Annotated in this window: 15 protein-coding genes; 14 read left to right on the top strand and 1 reads right to left on the bottom strand. The window is 60.1% G+C overall.

Annotated elements, in window-relative coordinates:
- Nucleotides 1-335: 335 nt before the first annotated feature.
- The 8 genes from I6F20_RS36850 to I6F20_RS36815 all read left to right on the top strand — a co-directional run bounded on the left by I6F20_RS36850 (nucleotide 336) and on the right by I6F20_RS36815 (nucleotide 8056).
- The gene (locus I6F20_RS36850) at nucleotides 336-845 is read left to right on the top strand and encodes a YybH family protein (RefSeq protein ID WP_225131310.1); all 510 of its coding nucleotides are present in this window, start codon (nucleotides 336-338) and stop codon (nucleotides 843-845) included.
- Between the two features lie 226 nt (nucleotides 846-1071).
- Nucleotides 1072-1857, top strand: a complete 786-nt coding sequence (locus I6F20_RS36845) for an alpha/beta fold hydrolase (protein ID WP_225131308.1) — start codon at nucleotides 1072-1074, stop codon at nucleotides 1855-1857.
- Nucleotides 1857-2774, top strand: coding sequence for a DUF1028 domain-containing protein (locus I6F20_RS36840; RefSeq protein WP_225131306.1), 918 nt, complete (start codon nucleotides 1857-1859; stop codon nucleotides 2772-2774). Before I6F20_RS36845 ends, I6F20_RS36840 begins: the two co-directional genes overlap by 1 nt.
- A gap of 148 nt (nucleotides 2775-2922) precedes the next feature.
- Nucleotides 2923-3663: a GntR family transcriptional regulator gene (locus I6F20_RS36835; RefSeq protein WP_225131304.1), complete on the top strand. Its 741-nt coding sequence runs from the start codon at nucleotides 2923-2925 to the stop codon at nucleotides 3661-3663.
- Nucleotides 3660-4448, top strand: coding sequence for an SDR family oxidoreductase (locus I6F20_RS36830; protein ID WP_225131302.1), 789 nt, complete (start codon nucleotides 3660-3662; stop codon nucleotides 4446-4448). Before I6F20_RS36835 ends, I6F20_RS36830 begins: the two co-directional genes overlap by 4 nt.
- A gap of 18 nt (nucleotides 4449-4466) precedes the next feature.
- Nucleotides 4467-5351 carry an SMP-30/gluconolactonase/LRE family protein gene (locus I6F20_RS36825; RefSeq protein ID WP_225131301.1) on the top strand — a complete coding sequence of 295 codons (885 nt, stop codon included), beginning with the start codon at nucleotides 4467-4469 and terminating at the stop codon, nucleotides 5349-5351.
- Nucleotides 5352-5507: 156 nt separating this feature from the next.
- Nucleotides 5508-6440: a 3,5-dioxohexanoate:acetyl-CoA acetone transferase gene (kce, locus tag I6F20_RS36820; protein WP_225131299.1), complete on the top strand. Its 933-nt coding sequence runs from the start codon at nucleotides 5508-5510 to the stop codon at nucleotides 6438-6440.
- A gap of 404 nt (nucleotides 6441-6844) precedes the next feature.
- On the top strand, nucleotides 6845-8056 hold the full coding sequence (locus tag I6F20_RS36815) for an alpha/beta hydrolase family protein (RefSeq protein ID WP_225131297.1): 1212 nt from the start codon (nucleotides 6845-6847) through the stop codon (nucleotides 8054-8056).
- Nucleotides 8057-8159: 103 nt separating this feature from the next.
- Here I6F20_RS36815 and I6F20_RS36810 read toward each other — a convergent pair whose 3' ends face one another.
- On the bottom strand, nucleotides 8160-8711 hold the full coding sequence (locus I6F20_RS36810; protein ID WP_225131295.1) for a MarR family winged helix-turn-helix transcriptional regulator: 552 nt from the start codon (nucleotides 8709-8711) through the stop codon (nucleotides 8160-8162).
- A 330-nt stretch (nucleotides 8712-9041) separates the two neighbouring features.
- On the opposite strand from I6F20_RS36810, the gene I6F20_RS36805 reads away from it, so the two are divergent.
- The 6 genes from I6F20_RS36805 to I6F20_RS36780 all read left to right on the top strand — a co-directional run bounded on the left by I6F20_RS36805 (nucleotide 9042) and on the right by I6F20_RS36780 (nucleotide 16205).
- Entirely contained in the window at nucleotides 9042-10562 is a 1521-nt protein-coding gene (locus tag I6F20_RS36805; RefSeq protein WP_225131292.1) for a porin, read from the top strand.
- A gap of 298 nt (nucleotides 10563-10860) precedes the next feature.
- Nucleotides 10861-11595 carry a GntR family transcriptional regulator gene (locus tag I6F20_RS36800; protein ID WP_225131290.1) on the top strand — a complete coding sequence of 245 codons (735 nt, stop codon included), beginning with the start codon at nucleotides 10861-10863 and terminating at the stop codon, nucleotides 11593-11595.
- A 215-nt stretch (nucleotides 11596-11810) separates the two neighbouring features.
- Nucleotides 11811-13436, top strand: coding sequence for an ABC transporter substrate-binding protein (locus tag I6F20_RS36795; protein ID WP_225131289.1), 1626 nt, complete (start codon nucleotides 11811-11813; stop codon nucleotides 13434-13436).
- Nucleotides 13437-13773: 337 nt separating this feature from the next.
- Complete coding sequence (locus I6F20_RS36790) at nucleotides 13774-14829, top strand: LLM class flavin-dependent oxidoreductase (RefSeq protein ID WP_225131287.1); 1056 nt, start codon at nucleotides 13774-13776, stop codon at nucleotides 14827-14829.
- 276 nt (nucleotides 14830-15105) lie between these two features.
- Nucleotides 15106-15426, top strand: coding sequence for a RedY/HapK family protein (locus tag I6F20_RS36785; RefSeq protein WP_225131285.1), 321 nt, complete (start codon nucleotides 15106-15108; stop codon nucleotides 15424-15426).
- Nucleotides 15423-16205, top strand: coding sequence for an SDR family NAD(P)-dependent oxidoreductase (locus tag I6F20_RS36780; protein WP_225131283.1), 783 nt, complete (start codon nucleotides 15423-15425; stop codon nucleotides 16203-16205). The genes I6F20_RS36785 and I6F20_RS36780 overlap by 4 nt, the downstream gene beginning before the upstream one ends.
- The last annotated feature ends 488 nt before the right edge of the window (nucleotides 16206-16693 follow it).

Here is a 16693-nt window from a genome sequence, read left to right as displayed (position 1 = left end):
CGCAATGCGCTGTGCCGCAAGAGTCATTGGATCAACTATTCCGCGGCCTATGAGTTGGCTCAGCGTTGCAGGCCATCCAAGTGCATTCTTGGCGCCGTCCGCGTCAGTGGATCACGACGAGCAGCGGCAACGCCCTGCTTCAGCGCTCGAAATTTCGCGTTTCTGGCGCGCGCTCAGCTGAACCGCTCAGAACTGCTGTCCAGAGCGACTGCTAGTGGCCGAGGCGTAAGCACAAGAATCTGCCTCGGTCTTTGACCCGAAGGCCGATGAGGTCGCCAATCTGAGGGGGATTTTCCCGGCGGCCAATTTAACGATCACACCAATCAGGAGCATTCATGCCGACTTTAAATGAGGACCGAGCAGCCATTTTGAAAGTGCACCGCGACTGGTGGGTTGCCAATCACAAGTGGGATATCCCCTTGATGCGAACCTGCTTCCCGAGTGGCACCGCGTTCTTGAATTTCAACCTTAGCGGCGATCCGTACTTTGGGCGGGAGGAACTGACCGCTTTTTGGGAGTCGTTCAAGGACAGGCCGCGATCGAAGCCTGCGGTCATGCACATCTGGCGTCTGGATCTCCATGGCGACATGGCCTACCTGCTTTGCGAAGGCAATTTCGAGGAAGCCGACAAACCGGACCAGTACCTGCGCAGCACCGAAATTTACGTGCGCAACGACGGAGAGGGAAAGCCGGAGTGGAAGATCTGGCACTTCCACTGCTCGGAGATGGCGCCCAAAGACAAGATCCGGCAGCCGTTCGGCGATAGCTACGCCAGCCGCGGCGTGGGTTATCTGCCGCCAGGCTTCGGCAAGAGCTTCTCGGTTACGGACGACCAAAAGCTGTAATCAAAGCGAGCGCCCCGCCGGGCTGGCCGCGCCGCCTACATCCGGCGGACAGGCTGATCCCGCCGGGGCGAAGAACGTCCAAAGAAGATTTTCCAGCTGAACTTGCCGCCCGATGTGACCGCCGAGAAGCGGATGGACCGTAGTGCGCGAGCCTCACTGGAAAGGGAGAGCACACGCAATCGAGCGTCCCTTCGGCGGTTCGGAACGTCGTGACCGTGGAGGACTCATGAGGCGGCTCACTATCAAGCGACCGGTCGGTCCGATCGCCGTTTCTTACCATGGCGAGACCGACGCGAGCAGGCCGCCAATCCTGTTCGTGCATCCTATCAATCTCAAGGGCGCGGCGTGGGCCGAAATTGTTCCGGCATTCGCCGACCGATTTACGATTGTCCCCGACATGCGTGGATTCGGTGACTCGCCGCCGGCCGAACAGTACGACCTTGCGCGGTGGGCGCAGGACTGCATCGATGCCGTGGACCGGGCAGGCATCGATCGCTTCCACGCCATCGGCGGTTCGCTTGGTGGAGCAATTTCGGTCTATCTCGCCGCTGCAGAGCCCAAACGGGTCCTCTCGGTTGTTGCGGTAGGCAGTCAGCTCTACTCGCGAGATTCTGACAATGCGGCTGTTCTAGCCACCCTCGAGTATCACACCGTCACCGAAATGTTTGAGCTTATCTTGCCGAAATATGCGCTGGGTCCACACGCGTCTGCCGAAGTGGTGGCCAAGACCATTGCGCTGCGCAATCCAAACGGAAAGGACGACATCCGTCGCGTGTGGAGAGCCGCCTGCGCGGCCGATATCCGCGCCCATGTGGCCAGCGTCAATTGCCCTGTGACGGTTCTGACCGGGGAGTTCGACCTGACTTGCCCTCCCGCAGCCGGCGCAGAAATGGCAGCCTCGCTGCATGCTCCGCACGTTCTCCTGCCAGGTATCGGTCATTTGCCGATGCTGGAGGATCCGCTGGCTTTGATCGCGGCGATCAAGGCGCACCTCGAGCGTGTGGAGTCTTGATGATGACGTACTCGATTGTCGCCCGGGATTCGGTTACGGGTGAGTTGGGTGTTGCGAGCCAATCGCATTATTTCGCCCTCGGGCGCGTTGTGCCGTTTGCGCGAGCCGGCGTTGGTGTTGTTGCGACCCAATCGTTCGTTGATCCAGCTTACGGGCCGAACGGGCTGGATCTCATGGCCTCCGGCGTGTCGGCGCCGATGGCGCTCACGAGCCTGCTTGCGAAGGACGAGGACCGAGAGCTGCGCCAAGTCGCCTTTCTCGATGCCGCTGGCGGCAAAGCCATGTTCACTGGCGATCGCTGCGTTCCCCACCGCGCTCAGCTCGAGGCCAGCAACGTTGTGGTGCTGGGAAACATGCTGGCCAGCGACGCCGTGGTTCCCGCCATGCTGGCAGCTTACGAGGATACTGCCGGCCCACTTCTCGACCGCATGCTCGCGGCGATGGATGCAGCTGAAGCCGCTGGAGGTGACGCCCGCGGCCGGATGTCGGCCGCGCTCCTCGTTGTGTCCGCCGAAATCGCTCCAGCGCCCTGGGCTAACCGGCTCATCGATGTGCGAGTTGACGACCATCCGGAGCCGCTTGCCGAATTGCGCAGGCTCACCAAGCTCTCTCAGGCCCACACGATCTTCGGCGCATCTGTCTTCACACCCGGGCTGCTCTCGGGCGAGACGGCAGCGACAGGTCCGCAGCTTGCAGAGGCGCTGCGCATGCTCACGAACGCCCAGGGATTGATCGGCTTTGATCCAGAGCCAACCTTCTGGAAGGGCGTGCTGCTGATCCGCGCCGGCGAGATCGCTTCAGGGAGGAGACTCGTTGCCGCCATCGTTGCGGCGCGACCGCAGTATCGGGCCTTCGTGGATGGGCTCTACGCAGTCGGCATCCTTCAGCTGTCATCGAACGAACTCCTCGGTGCGTGAAAAGCTCAATCCTCTTGCCTCCTCTGCGAGGCATTCTGCCGCCGCCAGCCGGGCGGCAATTGCCTCAACGCGCGATTCGGGAATCCCGCCGACGAAGCTTGACGGGTTTTTCATAATGTGATCACATATCTCATATAGGAGAGGGAACTTGGAATCGCGCAACCTCATTGCCCTGCTGCCGTTGCCGTCCCTCGTCCGGGACTCGATGGCGGATCAGGTTTACCGGCATTTGAGAGATGGTCTGATGGCCGGACGCTTTGCGCCGGGTCAGAAGTTGACAATCCGGGGCCTTGCCGAGGCGCTGGGCTCAAGCCCGACGTCGGTACGGGAGGCGCTCCGCCGCCTGCAAGCCGAGGGCGCCTTCGAATTCCGCGATTCGGCGCGACTGAGCGTTGGGAGCCTGTCCGAGGCGCAGCTGCGGGATGTGCGCGATGCGCGCGTGGCGCTCGAGGGGCTGCTGGCCGAGCGCGCGGCTTCGCGTATGACGCGTGTCGACGATGCCGAGGTGGCGCAACTCTACGGCCGGCTGCAGAGCGCCGCTGATGCAGTCAATGGACCCGCTTATCTCTGGACCAACTTCGCCTTTCATCGGCGGATCTACCAAATTGCACAGGCACCGGCGATTCTCGGCGCCGTCGAGCATTTTTGGCTGCTCATTGGTCCGTGCTTCGTGCTCGTTGCTCCCGACGCTGCCCACCTGCAGCGTTCTATGGACGCGCACCGCCAGATCCTCGATGCGCTGTTGAGCCGCGATGCGCCCGCCGCTCGTGCCGCTGTGACAGACGACATCATGCAGGCCGCCAATTGTCTGTCCCGCTTTCTCGACAATGCGGGCATTGGGCGCTCCGTGGCCGTTCCGAGACGCGGCCGGGGAGGTGCACCGGCATGAGCGTGCTGCAGCGTCTTGTGCCTCATCCCGAGCTGCGCGTCCTGATCTCGGCGGGCGCATCCGGCATTGGCGCCGCACTTGCGGGTGCCTTCGTTGAGGCTGGTGCGTATGTGCATATCTGCGACGTCAACGACGATGCGCTTGCAAGCTTCTGCAATCAACATCCGCAGGTCCTTGCCACAAAGGCCGACGTATCGGACCGCGGTGCGGTCGCGGCCGTCTTTCGCGCGCAGGCTGCGCGTTGGGGTGGGCTCGACGTGCTCATCAACAATGCCGGCATTGCCGGACCGACGGGCGGAATCGATGCCATTGCAGAGTTCGATTGGCAGCAAACGATCGATATCAATCTCAATGCACAGTACCGCTTCGCCCGTCATGCGGTCCCGATGCTTCGCCAATCTCGCTATGGACAAATCCTCTGCATGGCCTCCGTTGCCGGCCGCCTCGGTTATGCCTGGCGTACCCCGTACGCGGCAACGAAATGGGCTATTGTTGGGCTCGTCAAATCGCTTGCTGCCGAACTCGGTCCTGACGACATCCGCGTCAATGCGCTTTTGCCCGGTATCGTCGAGGGCCCGCGCATGGAGGGCGTAATCCGCGCGCGCGCCGAGCAGCTCCATACCAGCTACGAGGCGATGCGCCAGGAATACCTCAAGAAGATCTCGCTGCGTCGCATGGTGACGGCTGAGGACGTTGCGGCCATGGCCTTATTCCTCTGCTCGCCAGGTGCACGCAATGTGACTGGCCAGGCGATCAGCGTTGACGGGAATGTGGAATACCTGTGAAACGTGAGAATGGGGGGGATGACTTTGCAGATCGAGATCGTGGCGGATCTGAAGACGACGCTTGGCGAAGGCCCGCTTTGGGACACCGAGCAGCAGCGTCTGTACTGGATAGACAGCATCGATGGTCGCGTTTTTCGTGCGACCGCAGATGGACGCGAGCTTCGCGCCTGGGATGTTGGAGCGAAAATCGGCTCGATGGCGCTTCGTCGCGACGGTACGCATGCGCTCGTCGCGCTGCAATCGGGCCTGCATGATCTCGATCTGGAGAGCGGGGAGCTGAAGCTGATCGCGGCCCCCGAGGCACATTTGCCGCGCAATCGATTGAATGACGGCAAAGTCGATCGCCGCGGGCGTTTCGTGTTCGGTTCCATGGATACACTGGAGGATCAGGCCTCTGGCCGTCTCTACCGGCTCGATCCCGATCTCTCGCTGCACGTCCTGGACGAGAAGATCATCGTGTCCAATGGCCCGTGCTGGAGCCCGGACGACCAGACCTTCTATTTCGCCGACACCTGGACTGGAGAAATCTGGGCCTACGACTATGACATCGAGACCGGCGCTGCGACCAAGCGGCGCCGTTTCGCGCCAGTAGATCGCTCAAACGGCGGTGCTGCCGATGGCGCTACGGTCGATGCAGAAGGATTTCTTTGGCAAGCGCTTGTTTATGATGGAAAGCTCGTACGCTACGCGCCCGACGGCAGCGTTGAGCGCGTTATTCAGATGCCGGTGCGCAAGGTCACGAGCGTGATGTTCGGTGGTCCCAACCTCGACATTCTCTATGTGACCTCCATGGCGAAGCCGCCCTTGCCGCGATTTCCCGATGACGGACAGCAGCGCGGGGCCCTATTTGCAATCAAGGGGCTTGGCGTCCGGGGCATACCGGAGCCGCGGTTCGCCAGCTGACCTCGCGAAAAGCTGCCTCGTCATCAATTGGCAGGCGAGGAGATCCATCGTGCGCAAGCGCGATGGGCACTCCTGATCCGGCTGTCCTGCCATAAAAGCCGAAAATTCCGCGGCCGCCGCCGCTTACCCACTACCGATTAGCTCTTGAGGTTTCACATGGCCAGGCCTGGCAAGGTCATTCTCACTTGCGCCTTAACCGGCGCGATCCACACGCCCTCAATGTCCGCGCACCTGCCGGTGACACCGGAGGAGATCATCGAAGAGGGCGTGCGGGCTGCGGAAGCGGGAGCTGCGATTCTGCATGTGCATGCACGCAACCCGAAAACTGGTCAGCCGGACCAATCGGTCGAAGGATTTGCGAAGATTCTCCCGGAGTTGAGCCGCAGATCGGGGGCCGTGATCAACATCACGACCGGCGGCAGCCCATTCATGACGGTCGCCGAACGCGTGGAGCCCGCCCGGCATTTCCGGCCTGAGCTGGCCTCGCTCAACATGGGCTCCTTCAATTTCGGCCTGTTTCCGATGCTCGAGCGTTATCACGAGTTCACCCATCAGTGGGAACGCGAGCACCTGGAGTCTTCACGCGACCTCGTTTTCCGTAACACCTTTGCCGAGATCGAGCAGGTCCTCGCATTGTGCGCGCCCAGTGGCACGCGATTTGAATTCGAATGCTACGATGTCGGCCACCTCTATAATCTTAAGCACTTTGTCGACCGCGGAGTGGTGCGGCCGCCGTTCTTCATCCAGTCCGTCTTCGGTTTGCTCGGCGGGATCGGGGCGCATCATGAGGACATCGTCACCATGCGCCGCACGGCCGAGCGGCTGTTCGGCGACGACTATGTCTGGTCGGTACTCGGCGCGGGCGCCGCGCAGATGCGCATAGGCGCCATGGCTGCGGCAATGGGCGGCAATATCCGCGTGGGACTCGAGGACAGCCTTTGGGCGGGGCCTGGCAAGCTCGCCACCTCCAGCGCCGAGCAAGTGAGGCTAGCCCGCTCGATCCTGAAAGGACTCGGATTAGAGGCAGCAACCCCGGACGAGGCTCGTGTCATGCTGAAGTTGAAAGGGACGAGCGATGTCGGCTTCTGAGTGCGATCTTGTGGCGACCTTTTGCGAATGAGACCGGCGCCAGCTCAGCAAGGCAGCCAAGGGCCACCGATCAGCGTTCGGGGCGAAGACAGGAGAACTCGGTGAGCTGTGAATAGCGTCTGGCTCTCTGCCGTGAGCGCGTGCGTTGTCGTCGCCTAGACTCCGCTGGGCATAGGCGAACACGAAATGGTCACACGTTCCGCAGGACGAGCCGATGGCGGTTCAATGTGACCAGCCGGCCTAATCGTCGCGTTTTCGGGTTCGAGCATGAGTTCAAATAGCATTGCATGCGCGCGCCGCACCATACGACATATCGCCACGTGTCAATTCGGCGCTTGGACGAAAAAAAGGTGATCGACCGCAAAGAACAGAGGCGTTCTACGCGGCTTAATAGGGAGGGCAGGATGATGCGAGAACAGGCGAAAAATGTCCACCGCTCGCCCAGATATGACGCTGACGGCTGGACCCACTGGCCGGATCATGAGGTCGAGAGCACCCAGCTGAGACGCCTGCTGGGAGATGCTCAAGAGGGCGCAAGCTTCGTGTCCGAGTGCCTCATGATTGCCGGCAAGATCGTTGTCGGCGACGACGAGAGCTGGCTCGAGGAGTGGCGTGCCCTGGCCGACCGGATCGCAAGGCGCGCGCGCCTCTCAAGCGCAGAAGGCCACTTTACGACGGCAAGGAACGAATGGCTGCGCGCCTTGAACTATTATCGCACAGCTTCCGCCTTTCTTGTTCGCAGCGATCCGAGAATTCCCGAACTGTCTCGCATTGCCAACTCATGTGCCGAGGCCTTCCTGGAAGTGCTGTCTCCGCGTGGAGAGGTGCTCGAGATCCGCTTCGGTACCAATTTGCTCCAAGGTTATCTCATTCGTTCATCGGCCGCGCCGCGCAAATCCCCGGTGGTCGTGGCTATCGGCGAGGAAAGAGATACCAAAGAAGACCTATTGGTGAGATTTCAGTCTCATGCCATTGCAAACGGCCTGTCATTGCTCGTTACCGACCTGCCGCGAGAGATCGAGCGCTTCCAGGATCGACCGGTCCACCATTATCAATGCGTGGCTCTACGTCGCTGGTTGGATTATCTACTCAGCCGCGATGACGTCGATCAGAGGCGAATCGCCTTGATAGGCGATGGTCTTGGAGGGGCCCTTGCCACACGCGTGGCGGCAACCGAAACGAGGTGGGCTGCTGCCGTTTGCGACGGCGGATTTTGGGATGATCTCGAGCACAGATATGTCACCGCCAGCCTCTTCGGTCCAGATATAAAACTATCCCCGTTCTGTAAGCTTGCCCGTCAGATCAAATGTCCATCCTTGGTCGTTGTGGGAGAGCACGACTATGTCAGCCTGGAGGATATCACTGCCTTGCATGAGCACTGCCGCGCCGCCGGCGTACCCATGGATCTCAAGATCTTCAAGGGCGAGGAGACCGGTTCATCGCACCGGCAACTCGACAATCCGAGCATTGGGCGGCAGTTTATCTTCGATTGGCTCAGAGACAAACTGCGCATCGACCGAAACGACCAGGCGCCTAGCATTCCAACGCGAAAGAATTGCGTAAAGAACGCTCGGCCGCTGGCGCTCAATGATACCCGCACGGCGTCGAGGGCCTAGGGCGCGAATTCAATTGGGATCAATCGCTCTCGCGCTCGGCGTCCGGTGCGCACAATCTGCTCATAAATCCTTCGGAGCCGAATGGCTCCTGTAATATAGCCACTCACACGTCCGGCTTGCTTGCATCCAGCTCGAGCTGAAGGGCCACTTTCTCCATTCTGCGCTTGATGGTCGAAAGCACTTCTCTGAAATCTTGCAGCCTTTCGTGCCCAAGATCTGCAAAAATCGTCTCATCCAGTTTTCTGCGCTTGGCTGCAAGGCTCGTAATTGCCTTACGAGCCTTTTCGGTCAGCGACATCAAAACGACCCTGCCATCCGCCGGAGAGGCAGTGCGAGATACGAAGCCCCCCTTTTCCAGCATTTTGGTCTCTGCGGTCACGAACGGGGAGCGGACGTTGATCTTCGCCGAAACATCTCCGACGGACACGCCTGCACCCTGATCCAGATCGGCAATCGCCATTAGGATCAGCCATTGGGGGCCGCTGACGCCAAGTGCCTTTGCCCAGGTCCGCCGAATGTCCTCCAGATGCACATTGATGGCCGCAATGTCCCAACCGACTTCTCCTATGATTCGGTCCGACGGAGCGGTTTGTTTGCTTGTCCTGTGACCTTTCGCGCTCAGCGAGGGCTGCTGCCGGGTCGTATCTCGGGACATGATCCGAGACCTCCTCTTCATTATTTCGCCAACTTACCTAACCCGGTTTGCAACACGCAGCAACAATGCGGGTGCGGTGGTGTGTTGCTCGAATACCACGACTCTTTCCCGAATCGACACTTCGCTAACTTATATCAGTTGCATATATAAGTAGCTTATATAATGTCCATCCCGTGACGGAGCGGCCCCTCGGTCGCACGTCAAGCAAATCGATCCATTCGCGCGTGGCGAAGACGTCGAGGTGCGCGAAACGAGAAGCAACAGTCGTGAACTTGGGATCATTCTTCGGCAACCGCCCATAAGGGCCGCAGAAGATGTTGGAGGGCTTTTATGAAGACGTTTAACCGAATGCTCTGCGGTTCGGCCGCTGCGCTCAGCTTGATGGGTGGTGCACAGGCGGCCGACCTGCCGGCCAAGGCAGGGCCGATTGAATACGTGAAGGTCTGCTCTCTCTATGGCGCCGGGTTCTATTATATCCCCGGCACCGACACATGCATCAAGCTCGGAGGTTATCTGCGCGTTGATGCGGCCTTCAACACCAACTCGATCTACACGCAGGGCGCGGTGAATGGTGCGCCTGGAGCGGGCAATCGCCTGCGCAACTCCTATTCCACCAATGCCCGTGAAGATCTGACGATCGATACGCGCACCGCAACACAATACGGTATGCTCCGCACCTTCTTCGATGGTGTGTTCGACTGGGGGTCGGGCGGCTATACCGGTGTTGGGACCAGCGGTGTTAACGGCTCGACGGTTTACGGCGGAACTGGCGTCGCTGGTGGATCGGTTGGTGTCTATCTGGCCTTCATCCAGTTCGCAGGGTTCACGATAGGCAAAACCATCTCCCAGTTCTCAACGCCCTGGATCAATTACCCCGCGAACAACTTTGACGGTCTGCCGGGCGGCGGCGGTGCGGTTACGGGTGTGAATCAGTTTACGTACACCGCTGACTTCGGCCAGGGTATCACGGCATCATTCTCGGCGCAGGATCAGGTCCAATACTACACGACCAACATCTGGAACATCAGCGGCGCGACAGTGGCTGGTCTTGCGACAGGCGCGTACGGCGCGAGCGACATTGCCGGTGCAAGCTCTCCTGACCTTGTCGCTATGCTTCGAGTCGATCAGGCTTGGGGCCTCTTCCAGGCGTCAGTCGCGATGCATGACAATCATGCCGCTTACTACGGCGCCGACGAGACGACCGGTCATCCCGGCGACAAGTGGGGCTGGGCGGGTCAACTGGCCTTGTCAATCAAGAATCTCCCGACCGGTCCGGGTGACACAATCAACGTCCAAGGCGTTTATACGTATGGCGCAAGCCGCTATAATTTCCAGGACCTCGTACCCACCACCTACGCGATGTACGGGGGGGCGGGACTTGCGGGGGTCTACCAGAGCGTCGGCCTTGCCGGTCTCGCCGACTCGGTCTTCGTGGCGGGCTCCCGTCAGGAACTGACCACCACCTACGGCTTCCGTGGCGGCTATACCCACAACTGGGATCCTTACTGGAACACTGGCATCTACGGTGCGTGGGCTGCTGCGCGATATAATAGTGCAGCGAAAGGCTACATCTGCGGTGCATTCGTCGCGGGCCTTGCGCTCTCGAGCGGCGCGGCCGGCTGCAACCCCGACTTCAACTATGCGGTCGCAGGCGTGATCACTCGCTGGACTCCGGTCAAGAACCTGACCTTCTCGGCCGATCTGGCATACAGCGTGCTCGACCAGAAGTATGCGGCCGGCGGCACTGTGGTGTTGCCGGCGCAGACGGGTATTGCCAAGCCCGGAGTTACCTACGAGCTGAAGGACCAGAGCACGGTGAGCTTGCTCCTGCGAGCTCAGCGCAATTGGTGATCTGTTTTGGCAACTAGCACGAAGGAGAAAGGAAGAGGCTTTTAGAATCGAGTTTGACCTCCAGAAGGCCTCCGGCATGCCCGCCGGAGGCCTTTCCAAGAACCGGTTTTTCAGGCCCATGATCCGCGGGACGAACGGTGCTCCGCCGCTCGCGTCCCATCTGAAGTCTCACGTTGACCGAACGACCCGACAAGTCTGCAACCTTAAGTCCAAAATCAAGAATGGGCTGAGCAAACTTGACGTAGACGCGAATTTGTGATCACATATCCGAAATTAAGACTTGGGGGGACCCGCGAAGGTGAAGGACAAGAAACCGCTGCCGCTACTGCCGTCCGTTGCCCGGGACTCGATGGCGGATCAGGTTTACCGGCATTTGCGTGACGGCGTAATGGCCGGCCGCTTCGCGCCGGGCCAGAGGCTGACAATTCGAGGACTTGCCGAGGCGTTGGGTTCGAGCCCGATGCCGGTGCGCGAGGCGCTCCGCCGCCTGCAGGCTGAAGGTGCATTCGAGTTCAGCGACACGGCGCGCCTGAGCGTCGTTCATCTGTCAGGCGCGCAATTGCGCGACGTGCGCGATGCACGGGTGGCGCTTGAGGGGCTTCTTGCCGAGCGCGCGGCAATCCGCATGACGGGCGTTGACGATAGTGAGGTCGCTGAGCTCTATGATCGTCTCCAGGCGGCGGCCGATGCAGTCGATGTGCCCGCTTATCTATCGGCGAATTTCGCCTTTCATAGGCGGATCTATGAGATCGCTCAAGCACCCATCATCCTTGGTGCGGTCGAGAATTTCTGGGTTCTGATTGGCCCGTGCTTCGTGCTCGTTGCGCCCGACGCCGCGCACCTGCGCCGCTCCATGGATGCTCATCGCCGCATCCTTGATGCGCTGACGCATCGCGACGGCCCCGCCGCCCGCGCGGCTGTGACCGATGACATCATGCAGGCGGCCAATTGCCTCTCGCGCGTTATCGACAAACCCGTAAAGAAGCGATCGGCGGCCGCTCCGAAAGGCAGGCGCGGAAACGCCTCTGCCTGAGGATCCTGCAGCGGTTCATGCCTTATCCCGAGCTGTGTGTCTGAACACGTCAGGCGCATCTTTATCTCCGCGATCGTCGATTGTGCGGACGCAAGCGGAACTTCCTGGGTCGCTCCTTTGCGGGAGCGCCTTCGAAGACTCGTGCGCACGAGACAGAGCTATCCACGTCATTCGAGCTTGTTCACGCAAATCCAGAACCTACGCAGGGGACTTGAATGTTGGGAAATCAATCACGCCGCAGCTTTCTCAAGCTGGCGGCGAGCGGCAGTGCGATGTTCACGCCGGGCCTTTTTACCGGGTCTGCAAATGCACAGGCTGGTCCGACGCTCACGGTGGCCTGGGGCACGGATATCGATTCCTTCGATCCGGCGCAATTCAAGTCCGACGGCGCTTATATCGTTCAGGCAAACATCTACGACACGGTGCTGAGCTGGGGTGCAGAGCCAGTCGCCGGATCGCCTAACCTTGCGATTTCCAAGCCCGCTGTTTTCGCAAGCGGCATCGGCGAAAGCTGGACGTATGAGAACGACAACAAAACCCTTGTCGTCAACATCCGTCGTGGCCTGAAATTTCCGAGCGGCCGGCCGGTGAATGCGAACGCGGTGAAATATCTCTTCGACCGTGGGCTGCAATCTTCCGGCTACATGCGGCTCATCTTTCCAACCATGATCGGGGTGACGGAGGCAGATCAATTCGAGGTGCGCGACGATAGTACCTTTGCGATCAACCTGCCGGCGCCGAGTGCCATGTTGCTCGACGTGCTGTCCTTGTCCAACAACGCACTTCTTGATCCCGAAGAGATCAAGCTGCACGCGACCGCCGACGATCCTTGGGCCTCTCAATGGCTTAAGCGCAACACGGCCGGGCTCGGGCCCTATAAAGCCGTCAGAAACGAGCCAGGCGTCGAGGTGGTTCTGGAAGCCACACAAGGCTATTGGGGGGCGTCACCCTATTTCAAGCGCATCGTCATCAAATCAACGGCGAATGAGGCTGACCGGATTCTCCTGCTTAAGCGCAAAGCCATCGACATGGTGATCGGACCCAACTCGATGTCGCCGAAGAATCTCAAGAGCCTTGAGGGCGAGCCGGGTCTCAATGTCGTGTCGCTGCCCGACACCAATTGCAATTTTCTCTGCATGAATCTGAAGAAAAAACCGTTCGATAACGTGAAAGTTCGCCAGGCGATCAATTACGCGATGCCGATCCACGCAATCATCCCGAACGTCCTCTACGGTTATGGCGAACAGATGAAAAGCCCGATCGCAGCTCAAACGCCCGGCCATGATGGTTCGCTCTCGCCGTACAATTACGATGTCGCCAAAGCAAAATCACTGATGGCGGAAGCTGGGCTCGGCTCGGAGCCGATCCCGGTCAAGCTCGCGGTGCGTGTTGGATATGCGCCGCATGAGCAAGCAGCGATATGGATTCAGCGCGAACTGGAGAAAATCGGATTCCGGGTCAGCATCGAGAAGGAGACTGACGCGACCTTCCGCCAACTGTCATCGACCGGCGGGCACGAGCTGTCGATTGAATCGTGGCAGTCCTGGATCAACGACCCATTCTATCACCTCTATTGGAATTTTCACAGCAAAGCCAGCGCGACCAACAAGGGGGGCTACGCCAATCCTGCCCTCGACAAGATCATCGACGAGAATATCCGAGAGGCTGATCCAGCCAGGCGCATGGCCGCAGTCAAGGATGCGCAGAAGATTCTTCTGGATGACGCGGCCTGGGGTCTGCTTTGGTATGACAATTGGGCGAGGGTGACTCGTTCCGAGCTCGCGGGCGTTGCGAAGTACTGGGATTCCTTCGAGCGCTTCAACAAGATGAAGCTGAGTTGAGAGCGGCCTGGACGCGCTGACAAGATCATGTCGTTCTTCGCTTTCGTGCTTCGCCAGTCACTCTTTGCTGACGCCGACCCTATTCGGCGTCAGCGTGACCGGCTTTCTTCGTCTATCTGTTGCCCGGTAATCCACCCTCGTGAAGGCCGGCGCCATGGCGACGCCCGAATACGTGCCTCGGCGTCATCGCGCATTCGCCCTCAAGGATCGGATGCCTCGGCTGGTTAGGGACCTGGCCGCGGACCGGCGAGGCGGCAAGTCAAGCCCTTTTTCTTCATCACCTCTCGGCCGGGTCAGCTCGCTTGAGCGCGGAGGGAGGCAACTGTCGGAGACGTTCATGTCGATAGAACTGTTGATGCTCGGCGACCAACCGGTGTCCCGCCTTGCCGCTCGTACCAGGCTTGCCGAAGAGAGCGGATTTGAAACCGTCTGGCTTGCGGATGAGCGCTTCTACCGCGAAACCTACTCGTGTCTGTCCTATCTGGCCGGGCAAACCTCACGCGTCAAGCTTGGTCCCTGCGTGACCGATCCGTTCGCGCGCCACCCGGCTTTGACCGCCATGGCCCTGGGCACCCTCGATGAAATCTCGAAGGGGCGCACCATTCTCGGCATCGGCGCGGGTGTCTCCGGCTTCGCCGAGCTCGGGATCCAATCGCGCAAGCCGCCTCTCGCCATTCGCGAAGCCGTCGATCTGATTCGTCAGCTCATGGCCGGGCAGGAGGTCGACTACCAGGGCGAGATCATTCGATTTCACCGCGGCCGATTGAATTTCACGCCGCCGCGCGCGCGCGTCCCTGTTCGCGTCGCAAGCAATGGTCCGCTCGGTCAGAAATTGGGCGGCGCAGTCGCCGATGGCGTGATGATGGAAGGGTGCGGCTCTGTCGACGAAGCAAAGGCCTTCGCGTCGGCCGTCGCCGAGGGGGCGACAAAGGCCGGCCGTTCTCCGGGCGAGATCAAGCTTGTCGCGCGCCTTGATTGCTGTATCGCCAATGACGGTAAGCAGGCGCGCGATATATTGCGCCCTTCAGTGACGCGGATCATTGCGCAAGCCACTTCGCGGTTCTACACGCTTCAGACACAGGGACTTACATTGCCAAAAGAGGTCGTCGATGCCATTGGTCCAGTCCCTTATGCTGCCGGCGTCGCCCCGTTCGCCGCATTATTTCCTCTCGTCACCGACCGCCATGTCGATGCTCTCACCCTCTGCGGGACTGTCGAAGAGGTGACCCAGCACGTCATTGACCTCCGCCGCGCCGGCGTCACCGGCTTCAACATCTTTCCGGTTCCGGCTCCTGGCGTCAGTTACGAAGACGTCATCATGCGCTTCGGAACGCAAGTCTGGCCGGCCGTCGAGGCGGCTTTCGCGAAGGCGTCGAGCGATCGGCAGGCATAAGCCTCGAGCCAACTTTTTTTCCCAAAAGAGGACTGGCAGTCTCCTCGCGGGCTCTTTGCGCCGCGCTGATCGAAGCCCTGCCAGGGACGTGACGGATGACGCGTGTAGCTTGGCGTCGGAGACGAGCGGGATGGTGAAGACGAGTGGCTCGTGCTTGGCGGACAGCGGTACTTATCGGCGCCCGATGATCCCAAACATAAGGATCTGCCGAAGCTTGGCCTTCAGGCTATCAAAGCTCGTTCGTCCTCTCTGAGCAATATTCATAAGGAGCAAATGATGACGACGGTCGTCTATATCCTGACCGCCTTGAAAACCGGTGTCGACCCGGACGAATATGAACGCTTCGAGCGCGAGGTTGACTATCCGTTTACAGCAAAGCTGAAGACGATCATCAGCTATCGGATTCATCGCCTGACGGAGCCGGTGCCGTTCGACGGCGGCCCCTGGGATTACATCGAGCGCATCGAGGTGACCGATCGCGCCGCCTATGAGGCGGAGCTCGCCACATCCGCCAAGGATCTGATCGACCTGATACACAACAAATATCTGGACGAGTCGAAGCTGAAGTTGATCTGGTCTAGGAGAATCGATCCATGAGTGCGGGCGAATGTGATCTCAACGGCAAGGTCGCCCTTGTCACCGGCTCCTCATCAGGCACCGGCGCTGCAATCGCAGTCGAGCTCGCCCGGCGTGGGGCGCGTGTCGCGGTGCATTGCCGGCGTGCTTTGAGCGAGGGCGAAAGCATTGTCGCTCGCATCGCCGCGATCGGTGGAAAAGCGATGCTGTTTCCGGTTGACCTAAGAGACCCAGAGGCGGCGGCAGCGCTTGTATGCCGGGTCACAGAGCGACTGGGAGCCTTAGGCATCCTAGTCAACAATGCGGGTCCCTATTCAGATACACCGTTTCGGTCGCTATCCTTGTCGGAGTGGGAGACGGTCATGGCGGTGAATCTAAGGACCCCGTACCAGCTTGCTCAAAGCGCGATCACAGGCATGGAGCGAATGGGCTGGGGCCGGATCATCAATGTGAGCGCAACCTCGGCCTATGCGAGGTCGCATTCGGTATACGGGCTTGCCAAAGAGGCTTTGATCCATTTGACGCAGTGCCTCGCGCTCGAATTTGCGCCGCTCGTTACGGTCAACGCGATCGTACCCGGCCAGATCGCCAGCGAGCGTACCAATATGATGGCCGACTACAAGGCCAGCGTCGTCATGGAAACACCGATGGCGCGACTGGTCACCGAACAGGAGGTCGCCCGGATGGTGGCGTTTCTCTGTACATCGGAGTTTTCCGCGGTGACGGGACAATCAATCGTCATGGATGGCGGACGATCGCTGCCGCGCACGCTGAAACTCAACCTCACGACGACCAGTTAGGTCTCCGGCTGCGCCAGAGCGCGCGACATTCGGTGCGGGTGCTTTCCGATGCTGATTCGTTCGCGCGTCAAAATCCATCGTATCTTGCAGGAATCATTCACTTACCTCCAGTCTTTCGTGGAGTTTCACCGCTAGTTTCCAGCGAAGGCAGTCAGATCGCCGAGAAACGACGTCTTCCCGGTGCTAGTTTGCCCGTAGACCCGAGGGGAAATGCAATGGGGCGGGATCCTATGTGAGGCCAATCGGCAGCTGGCCGCAGTACTGGCGCCTGACCTTGAGCCTCATCCGCGGCAAGTGTGAGCTAGCTTTCGTTGCACGGGTGACACGAAGGACCGTATCTCAGCGCGGCGCAAGGCGAGATGTCATGGAATGACGCGCGGGCAACATTGCCTAATCATTCGGACCAGCGGATTGATTGCGGTCGGCGGATCGGACTGACTGGGAGAGCGGCACAGATCTTGGTCGAGAGAGCTTGAAAGGCTCGGCGC

Source organism: Bradyrhizobium sp. IC3123 (genome assembly GCF_020193625.1).
GTDB classification, from domain to species: Bacteria; Pseudomonadota; Alphaproteobacteria; order Rhizobiales; family Xanthobacteraceae; genus Bradyrhizobium; species Bradyrhizobium yuanmingense.
The sequence above is the reverse complement of the archived record's forward strand: the minus strand, read 5'-3'. Positions and strand labels throughout refer to the sequence as shown.